The sequence below is a fragment of the Streptomyces parvus genome, assembly GCF_014648875.1.
In the GTDB taxonomy this organism is placed as follows: Bacteria; Actinomycetota; Actinomycetes; order Streptomycetales; family Streptomycetaceae; genus Streptomyces; species Streptomyces parvus.
In genome coordinates, this window is sequence record NZ_BMRY01000027.1 from 1 (window position 1) to 10,634 (window position 10,634).

At 72.3% G+C, this 10,634-nt stretch carries 2 protein-coding genes; both read left to right on the forward strand.

From position 1 onward, the window contains the following. The first annotated feature begins 20 nt into the window (after positions 1 to 20). Positions 21 to 8,414: a type I polyketide synthase gene (locus IE140_RS35580; protein ID WP_229827165.1), complete on the forward strand. Its 8,394-nt coding sequence runs from the start codon at positions 21 to 23 to the stop codon at positions 8,412 to 8,414. A 441-nt stretch (positions 8,415 to 8,855) separates the two neighbouring features. Further along, positions 8,856 to 10,634: type I polyketide synthase (locus IE140_RS35585; RefSeq protein WP_189461082.1), on the forward strand; the 1,779-nt coding region annotated here is incomplete at its 3' end.

Genomic DNA, 10,634 nt, shown 5'->3' on the forward strand with positions numbered 1-10,634 from the left:
ACGCGTTCCACTCCCGTCTGATGGAGCCGATGCTGGCCGAGTTCACCACGGTCGCCGAGTCGCTGACCTACCACCCCCCGCAGATCCCCGTTCTCACCACCGCCCCTGGTGACCTGGCCACCCCCGGTTACTGGGTGGGGCAGATCCGTGAGCCGGTGCGTTTCGCGGATGCGGTCCGCCGGGCCCATGACGTCGGGGTCACGCGGTTCTTGGAGCTGGGCCCGGACGGGGTGTTGTCGGCGCAGGCGGGGCTCTGTCTGGCTGGGCACTCCGAGGTGACGGTGGTGCCGTTGCAGCGTTCGGGCAGTGACGGTGTGGGGGCTCTGTTCGCCGGGATCGCGGGAGCGCACGTCGCCGGGGTGCGGTTCGACTGGGGCGAGGTCCTCGCCTCCCTGGGCGGTCACGTCGTGGACCTGCCCACCTACGCCTTCCAGCGTGAGCACTTCTGGGCAGTACCGCCTTCCCCCGAAGAAGCCGGCCCAGCAGATTGGCGGTACGCGGTCACCTGGCAGCCTCTGCCGGAGGCCGAGCAGCCGGCACTGCGTGGAACCTGGCAGGTACTGGCCGACCCCGATGCGCCGGACCACGAAGTGGCCGCATGGTGCGCCGAAACGCTGCGTGCACACGGCGCCACCGTCGTCGTCGGCCGCACACCGGCTCCGGACGTCGACGGGCTGATCCTCCCGCACGACCCCCGGCCGCACCCCGCTCACCCGGAGCTGTCTCTCGGGCTGGCCGCACTGCTTGCCGCGGTGCGGGGGGAGGGCGCCCCGGTGTGGGTACTCACCCGAGGCGCGGTCACGACGGGCCCGGAGGAGTCCGCCGCCGACCCAGGAGCGGCACAGTTGTGGGCGATGGGCCGGGCAGCCGCGCTGGAGAAGCCACACCGCTGGGGCGGCGCCGTCGACCTTCCGGAAGAGCTCGACGTGCACGCCGCACGCAGACTGACGGCCGTGCTCACCGGCATGGGCGAGGACCAGGTGGCCATCCGTGCCGAGGGCGCCTTCGGCCGGAGACTGGCCCCGGCACCCGTGAGCCCGGCCGAGCCCTGGCGGCCGCGCGGCACCACCCTCATCACGGGCGGCACCGGCGCGCTCGGCGCCCATGTCGCCCGATGGCTCGCGGACCGCGGTGCCCCGCACCTGGTGCTGGCCGGCCGACGTGGCGCCGAAGCCCCGGGCATGACCGACCTCACCGCCGAACTCACCGCAGCGGGAGCCGAGGTCACGATCGCCGCCTGCGACGTCAGTGACCGCGCGGCCCTCGACGAGTTGCTGGCCGCGCACCCGCCCAGTGCCGTGGTGCATGCCGCCGGAAGCGGTGAGTTCGGAACACTCGACGACGTCGGCGACGCAGACATCGCCACCGTGCTGGCCGCCAAAGTCACCGGAGCCCTCCACCTCGACGACGCGCTCCGGGACGCGGATCTCGACGCCTTCGTGCTCTTCTCATCGGTCTCCGGCATCTGGGGCAGCGGCAGCCAGGCCGCCTACGGGGCGGCCAACGCCGCCCTGGACGCCATCGCCTCCCGTCGCGCCGCCCGGGGCCTGCCCGCCACCTCGGTGGCGTGGGGCCCTTGGCACGGCAGCGGTATGGCCGGCTCGGAGGAGACCGCCGACTACCTGCGGCGTCGCGGACTGCGCACCATGGAACCGGCGAAAGCACTCGACGCTCTGGGCGCGGCGGTGGACGGCGGGGACGTCTCCGTGGTCGTGGCCGACGTGGAATGGGCACGCTTCATTCCGGCCTTCACCGCCGCGCGGCCACAGCGACTCTTCGACGGGCTGCGCGTCGCCCCGCCGCAGAGCGGGCGGGAGGAACCGGCAGGGACGGCCGACACGGAGGCGGGTTCCGCGTTCGCGGCCCGCCTCGCCGCGCTCGGGGCAAAGGAGAGGCGGCGTGAACTGGTCGAACTGGTGCGTGCCCGCGTCGCCGTCGTACTCGGTCACCACGATGCCGATGTCGTCGATGCCCGCAGAGCCTTCAGGGACCTGGGCTTCGACTCGCTCACCGCCGTGGAACTGCGCAACCTCCTGGCCGAAGCCACCGGCTTCGGCCTGCCCGCCACCGTTGTCTTCGACCACCCCACCCCCGCTGCGCTGGCCGACCACCTCGACGACCTCATTCTGGACGTGGACGGCGACCGGGGCGTGGTGGCCTCTGCCGCAGCCGACGAACCCATCGCCATCGTCGGCATGGCCTGCCGCTACCCGGGAGGCATCACCTCGCCGGGCGAGTTGTGGCAACTGGTCGCCGAGGGCCGCGACGGCATCACCGACTTCCCCGAAGACCGGGGCTGGGACACCGCACGTCTCTACGAACCCGACGGCAGTCCGGGCACCTCATACGTCCGTGAGGGCGGATTCCTGAACGAAATCGCCGAGTTCGACGCCCGCTTCTTCGGCATCTCACCCCGCGAGGCGGTAGCCACCGACCCTCAGCAGCGTCTGATGCTGCAGGTCGCCTGGGAGGCCCTGGAGCACGCCGGCATCGATCCCGCCGTGCTGCGGGGCAGCGACACCGCCGTGTTCGCGGGCACCAACGGGCAGGACTACCCGGTGCTGCTCGCCGGAGATCCCGAAGTCAGCGAGGGACACCAGGGCGTCGGCAACGCGGCTGCCGTGCTCTCCGGCCGCGTCGCGTACACCTTCGGCTTCGAGGGACCCACCCTCACGGTGGACACGGCGTGCTCGTCGTCCCTGGTGGCGCTGCACCTGGCCGTACGCGCGCTGCGGGCCGGCGAGTGCTCGATGGCCCTGGCGGGCGGAGTCACGGTGATGTCCACCCCGGCCGCCTTCGTGGAGTTCAGCCGACAGCTCGGGCTGGCGGCCGACGGCCGCTGCAAGTCCTTCGCCGCCGCCGCCGACGGCACCGGCTGGGGCGAGGGCGTCGGGGTGCTCCTGGTGGAGCGGCTCTCCGACGCGCGCCGCAACGGGCACCGGGTGCTGGCGGTCGTGCGCGGCAGCGCGGTCAACTCCGACGGCGCCTCCAACGGCCTCACCGCCCCCAACGGACCCGCCCAACGACGCGTCATCCGCCAGGCCCTGGCCGACGCGGATCTGCGGCCCTCCGACATCGACGCGGTCGAAGCACACGGTACGGGCACGAGGCTGGGCGACCCGATCGAAGCGCAGGCACTCCTGGCCACCTACGGCCAGGACCGCACCGAGCCCCTCTACCTGGGCTCACTGAAGTCCAACATCGGCCACACCCAGGCCGCCGCCGGGGTGGCGGGTGTGATCAAGATGGTGGAGGCGATCCGCCGGGGGGTACTCCCGGAGACGCTGCACGTCGACGAGCCCACCCCCGAGGTGGACTGGTCGGCGGGTGAGGTGGAACTGCTGACCGAGGCACGCCCCTGGCCGGAGACCGGCCGGCCCCGCCGGGTCGGAATCTCCTCGTTCGGCGTCAGCGGCACCAACGCCCACGTGGTGCTGGAGGCCGCTCCGGCAGCGGAACACCCGGAAGCACAAGCACCGCTGAGCGACAGCACCCCACTGCTTCCACTGCTGCTCTCCGCCCGTACGGCGGACGCACTGCCTGCGCAGGCGGAAAAGCTGCGAGCGTCCCTCGACGGGCACCGCATCGCAGACGTGGCCCACTCGCTGGCAACGACCAGGGGAGCGCTGGAGCACCGTGCCGTGGTGCTGGCAGCTGACAGCGAAACCGCGGACGCCGCACTGCGCAACCTCGGCAGCGCTGTCGTCGGACGAGCCGAGGAGGACAGCACCCTTGCGCTGTTGTTCTCGGGTCAGGGGTCGCAGCGGCCCGGGATGGGCCGCGAACTGTACGAGGCGTTCCCGGTGTTCGCGGATGCTTTTGATGCGGTGTGTGCGCGGGTGGATGTGGGCCTGCCGTTGCGTGGGGTGGTGTTCGGGGAGGACGCCGGTCTGCTGGAGCGGACGGTGTTCGCTCAGGCGGGTCTGTTCGCTGTGGAGGTGGCGCTGTTCCGGCTGGTGGAGTCCTGGGGGGTGGTCCCGGACATGCTGGTGGGGCACTCGGTCGGTGAGCTGGCTGCGGCGCACTGCGCGGGGGTGCTGTCTCTGGACGACGCGTGTGTTCTGGTGTCGGCGCGCGGCAGGCTGATGGACGCGTTGCCGGCCGGTGGGGCGATGCTGGCCGTGGAGCTGGCCGAGGATGCGCTTGTCCTGCCGGACGGGGTGGATCTCGCGGCGGTGAACGGGCCGGTGTCGGTGACGGTGTCGGGTGACGCGGAGGCCGTCGGCGGCCTGGAGGAGCGGCTTCGGGCGGGTGGTGTGCGGGTGAAGCGGCTGGCGGTCTCGCACGCGTTCCACTCCCGTTTGATGGAGCCGATGCTGGCCGAGTTCACCACGGTCGCCGAGTCGTTGACATATCACGCCCCGCAGATCCCCGTTCTCACCACCGCCCCTGGGGCGATCGACACCCCCGGCTACTGGGTGGGGCAGATCCGCGAACCCGTCCGCTTCGCCGACGCACTCGCCTCGCTCACCGGCGTACGGACAGCACTGGAACTGGGCCCGGACGCAGTGCTGTCGGCGGCCGCCTCGGCGCTGCTGGACCAGGCCACGGCCGTACCGGCACTGCGGCCCGGGCGCGACGAAACCGAAACACTGCTCCGTGCTGTGGGCACCCTGCACGTGCGGGGTGTCGCGGTGGACTGGGCCGCCCTGCTCGCCCCCGCCGGCGGCCGGCGCATCGAGCTGCCCACCTACGCGTTCACCCGCGAGCGCTACTGGCCCTCGGCCTCAGCGGCGGCACATCCCGGTGACGTGGTATCCGCCGGACTGGGGGAGACCGGGCACCCCGTCCTCGCCGCCGGCGTGGAAATCGCCGATGACGGCCGTCTGCTGTTCACCGGACGCATTTCCCTGGGTACACACCCGTGGCTCGCGGAACACCGGGTGCACGGCCGGATCGTGGTGCCCGGCACGGTGTTCGTCGACCTCGCGGTGCGCGCCGGCGACCAGACGGACTGCGATGTCGTGGACGAACTGGTACTGCACACGCCGCTGGTGCTGACCGCCGAAGAGTCCGTCCAGCTTCAGGTCACCGTGGGCGCCCCGGGCGAGGACGGGGGGCGGCAGATCACCGTCCACTCCCGTACGTCCGACGGCACCGGCTGGTTCGGGCAGCCGTGGACCAGGCACGCTTCCGGCGCGCTGCGGGCCGCCGCCCCGGTCGCCGGGCCCCCTCCGTCCTGGCCGCCGGCCGACGCGCAGGCTGTGCCGATCGACGAGCTCTACCCCGAGCTGGCCGCGGCCGGCCTGGACTACGGGCCCGCGTTCCAGGGCTTGCGCGGAGTCTGGCGAGCGGGTGAGGACCTCTGGGCCGAGGTCGAGCTGCCCGAGACGGCGCACGCCGACGCCGGACGCTTCGGACTGCACCCGGCGCTGCTCGACGCCGCTCTCCACTCGCTCGCCGTGGGGGCGGTGGCCTCCGACGGCCCCGCCGGACCTCCCGGACTGCCGTTCTCCTGGTCGCAGATCGCCCTGACCGTCTCCGGCGCCACCACGCTCCGGGTGCGTGTCTCACCACGCGGCGCCGGAGGGGTGGAGCTGTTGGCCGTCGACCCCGGCGGGCAGAAGGTCCTCTCGGTCGGCCGAGTGGTGCTGCGCCCCCTTGCCGAGGACGCCGCGACGGGTACCGCCCTGTCGCGGCCGGTGCACCGGGTGGACTGGATTCCGCTCCCCGACGCGGCTCGCACCGCCGGAACCTGGGCCGTCCTGGGCAACGACCCGTACGGTGCGGCCGAGGCCCTCTCGGCCCTGGGGGCCGACTGCACACGGGCTTCCGACATCGCCTCGGTCTCGGCCGACTTGCTGCTGGTCACCTCGGCACCGGACGACGGCGGGGACGACGCGGAGGCACGGGTGACCGCGATGCTGGCCACCGTCCAGGACTTCCTGGCCCGCGAGCACACCGATGCCACACTCGTGGTGCTCACCCGGGGCGCCGTTGCCGCCGGTACGGGCGACGACCTGTCCGACATGGCGGGCGCAGCCGTGCGCGGCCTGCTGCGCAGCGTGCAGTCGGAGAACCCCGGCCGCCTGCTGCTGGTCGACCTCGACACCGACCCGTGGACCGCGCTGCTCAGCGCGCCCGGTGCGGAAGAACCAGAACTCGCCGTCCGCGACGGCCGGTTGTACGCCGCCCGTCTGACCTCGCTCGCGGAACGCACCCTGCGGGCGCCCGATGGCCCGTGGCGTGTGGGCGTGGTATCGCGGGGTGCCGTCGAGGGTGTGGGGCTGGTGCCCGCGCCGGATGCGGAAGCCGCACTGGAAGCAGGACAGGTGCGGGTGGCGGTACGCGCGGCGGGGATGAACTTCCGCGATGTGCTGAACGTGCTGGGCATGTACCCCGGAGAGGTGGAGCTGGGGGGCGAGGCCGCTGGAGTGGTGGTGGAAACCGGGCCCGGGGTGTCGAAATTCGCTGTGGGGGACCGGGTACTGGGGTTCTTCAGCGGGGCGATGGGGCCGTTGGCGGTGGCGGACGAGCGGTTGGTGGCTCCCGTTCCGCAGGGATGGTCCTTCGCCCAGGGCGCCGCGGTCCCGATCGCGTTCGTGACGGCGTACTACGGGTTGCTGCATGTGGGCGGTCTGGCGGCCGGGGAATCGGTGCTGGTACACGCGGCCGCGGGCGGGGTCGGGATGGCGGCGGTGCAGATCGCGCGTCATGCGGGAGCCGAGGTGTACGGCACGGCCTCCCCCGGCAAGTGGGGCGCGACCGGGCTGGACACGGGGCACCTCGCCTCCTCGCGGGATCTGGAGTTCGAGAAGGTCTTCGCGGAGCGTACGGGCGGGCGCGGGGTGGATGTGGTGCTGAACGCGTTGGCGGGCGAGTTCGTCGACGCTTCGGTCCGGCTGCTGACCGAGGGCGGACGGTTCGTGGAGATGGGGAAGGCGGACATCCGCGATCCGGACTCGGTGGAGGACCGGATGTACCGTGCGTTCGACCTGAGCGAGGCGGGCCCCGAGCTGATCGGGCAGATGCTGAACGACGTGCTGGCCCTGTTCGCGCGGGGTGTGCTCAGTCTGCCGCCGGTGCGGACTTTCGACGTACGGCGGGCGCCCGACGCGTTTCGTTTCATGAGCCAGGCCCGGCATGTGGGCAAGGTCGTGCTGTCCGTACCCCATGCGGTGGAACCGGGCGGCACGGTGCTGATCACCGGTGGCACGGGTGCTCTGGGCGCGCTGATCGCCCGGTACCTGGTGGACCGGCGCGAGGTGGACAGGCTGCTGCTGCTCAGCCGCCGTGGCCCGGACGCCGAAGGCGCGGACACTCTGACGGCGGACCTCGAGGCCGCCGGAGCGCGGGTCGAGATCGTGGCCTGCGACGTCGCCGATCCCGAAGCCCTGGCCGAGGTGCTGGACGGGCGACGCATCAGCTCCGTCTTCCACCTCGCGGGTGTCCTGGACGACGGCGTGGCCACCGCCCTCACACCCGACCGCGTCGCCCCGGTGCTGGCAACCAAGATCACTGCGGCGCGCGCTCTGCACCACCTTGTCCCCGACGCGGAGGAGTTCGTGCTCTTCTCGTCCGTCTCCGCCGTCCTGGGCAGCCCCGGCCAGGCGTCGTACGCCGCGGCCAACGCCTACCTCGACGCCCTGGCCCACCACCGCCACACCTGCGGGCTGCCGGCCCTGTCCCTGGCCTGGGGCCCGTGGGACGTCGGCGCGGGGATGCTCGGTGTGCTCACCGACGACGACCGCCGGCGGGCCACCCGCTCCGGTCTGCCCGTGCTCACCGCCGACGAGGGCCTGGTCCTGCTCGACGAGGCTCTCACCGGCCCCGACCCCGCCGTGGTGCCGGGTGCCGTCGATGTCACCGGGTTCGCCGGCCGCCCCGAGGTGCCGCATCTGCTGCGTGGTCTGGTACGGGGCCGTCGGCGCACCGCCGCCACGGCCCGGGAGACCGGTTTCGCCGACCGGCTGCGGGCCCTGCCTCCTGCCGAGCGGGCGCAGGTGCTGCTGGACTGGGTCAGGTCGGAGGCGGCCACCGTGCTCGGCTTCGCCGGTGCGGACGCCGTCGAACGGGACCGGGCGTTCAAGGACCTGGGCTTCGACTCGCTGACCGCCGTGGAACTGCGCAACCGGCTCGGTGCGGCCACCGGCACCCGGCTGCCCGCCACCCTCGTCTTCGACCACCCGACGCCCGACGCGCTCGCCGAGCGGCTCGGGGCCGATCTGGTGCCGCCCACACACGATCCGGCGGAGGCCATGATGGCCGAACTGGACCAACTGGAGTCCGCTTCGGCCGAGTTGTCCGACAGCGACCGTGCCCGGCTGCGAGTCAGGATGAACGCCCTGCTCGCCCGGTGGGCGGACGGACCCGAGAGCCGGAACACCGCCGACGAGGGCCGGGACGCAGATCTGCACTCCGCCACCGAGGAGAACATCTTCGCGCTCATCGACAACGAACTGGAGAGCCCGTGACCCACCACTGAGCGGACCCCGCCGGGTGCTGGAGTTCACCCGAGTGTGTTCCGTTACGGAGGTATTCCGCGAATGTTCCCGGAATACCTCCCAGAAGGGCCGGACGGCGACGCGGACGGGTTTCCTGGCCGTCCGGACCACCTGGCGTATTAGGACGGCACGGCCCCTCTTCGCGCCGGTCATTCCCGGCGTGCCGGTCCGCCGCTCTGCACCCGGACCGACCTCACGGTTCGTCCCCCCTAGGGGTGGGCTAGGGGTTGTCTGTGCCGTGGAGTCGTTCGTAGCCTCAGTGAGGGTTTTGCTGGTGGTATTGGGGCGATTTTCCGGGAATCCGAAAAGATTCGGACCCCGAAAAACCATGCAATACGCGGCCCGTGCGATCTGTGCGAGATTCCCCGCGCGAAAAATAGTGAACTGCCGGTCCGGAGAAGGTGGCATCGAGTGGCCGACAACCAGAAGTATCTCGACTACCTCAAGCGGCTCACCGCGGACCTGCGGCAGACCCGGCGCCAGCTGCGGGAGGTCGAGGCGCGCGGGAACGATCCTGTGGCGATCGTCGGCATGGGCTGCCGCTACCCCGGGGGCGTGCACTCCCCGGAGGACCTCTGGCACCTGGTCTCCGAAGGCCGTGACGGCATCTCAGGATTTCCCCTCGACCGTGGCTGGGACACCGCCGTATACGACGACGACCCCGACACCGCCGGCACGACCTACGTGCGCGAAGGCGGATTCCTCCACGACGCGGGCGAGTTCGACGCCGACCTGTTCAACATCTCCCCCCACGAGGCGCTCGCGATGGACCCCCAGCAGCGGCTGATGCTGGAGACCTCCTGGGAAGCCCTGGAACGCGCGGGCATCGACCCGCTGTCCCTGCGCGGAACCCGCACCGGCGTCTTCATCGGCTCCTCGTCGTCCGCCTACGGCACCGGACTGCGCACCCTCCCGCAGGGCGTCGAGGGCCATCTGCTCACCGGCAGCGCGCCCAGCGTCGTCTCCGGCCGCGTCGCCTACGCCCTGGGCCTCGAAGGGCTCGCGGTCACCGTGGACACCGCCTGCTCCTCTTCGCTGGTCGCCACCCACCTCGCCGTGCAGGCGCTGCGCAACGGCGAGTGCGACACCGCGCTCGCGGGCGGCGTCACCGTCATGATCAGCCCGGGCATCTTCACCGAGTTCAGCAGGCAGCGCGGCCTGGCGGCCGACGGCCGCTGCAAGCCGTTCTCCGCCGACGCCGACGGCACCGGCTGGTCCGAGGGCGCCGGCGTCCTCGTGCTGCGCCGCCTCTCGGACGCCCGCCGCCGTGGCGACCGGATCCTGGCCGTGGTGCGCGGCTCCGCGGTCAACCAGGACGGCGCGTCCAACGGCCTGACCGCGCCGAACGGCCCCTCGCAGGAACGCGTCATCCGCGCCGCGCTGGAGAACGCCCGGCTCGCCGCCGCTGATATCGATGTGGTGGAGGCGCACGGCACGGGTACGACGCTGGGTGATCCGATCGAGGCGCAGGCGCTGCTCAACGCCTATGGGCAGGACCGGCCGGAGGGCCGTCCGCTGTGGCTGGGGTCGGTCAAGTCGAACATCGGGCACGCCCAGGCCGCGTCCGGTGTCGCCGGCCTCATCAAGATGGTGATGGCCCTGCGCGGCGAGGAGATGCCGCCCACCCTCCACGTCACCGAACCCACCCCGCACGTCGACTGGTCCCAGGGCCAGGTCCGGCTGCTGACCTCCCCGACAGCCTGGCCGCAGGACCCCGAGCGGCCCCGCCGCGCGGGCGTCTCCTCGTTCAGCATCAGCGGAACCAACGCCCACCTCGTCCTGGAGAGCGCCGACGCCGCGGCCCCACCCACCGACGACCAGCCCGAGGACCGGACCAACCACCAGCCCGAGGACAGGGCCGACGCCACCGACGAGCCCGCTCCGCGCATCGCCGACACCACGGTGCTGCCCTGGATCCTGTCCGCCCGCACCCCCGAGGCACTGCGGGGGCAGGCCGAACGGCTGATCGGCGTCGCCGGGAGCCTTGACCCGGCAGGTGTCGCCCGCACCCTCGCGACGGGGCGGGCGGTGTTGGAGCATCGGGCGGTGGTGTTGGGGTCGGATGGTGTGGGGGCGTTGGGGGCGTTGGCGCGGGGTGTTCCGCATGTGGGTGTGGTGCGGGGTGTTGCTCGTTCGCGGGGTTCTGCGGTGTTTGTGTTTCCCGGTCATGGGGCGCAGTGGGTGGGGATG

Coding starts and splice junctions, on each gene's coding strand:
- IE140_RS35580 (WP_229827165.1), top strand. CDS start 21: ATGGAGCCGATGCTGGCCGAGTTCACCACGGTCGCCGAGTCGCTGACC.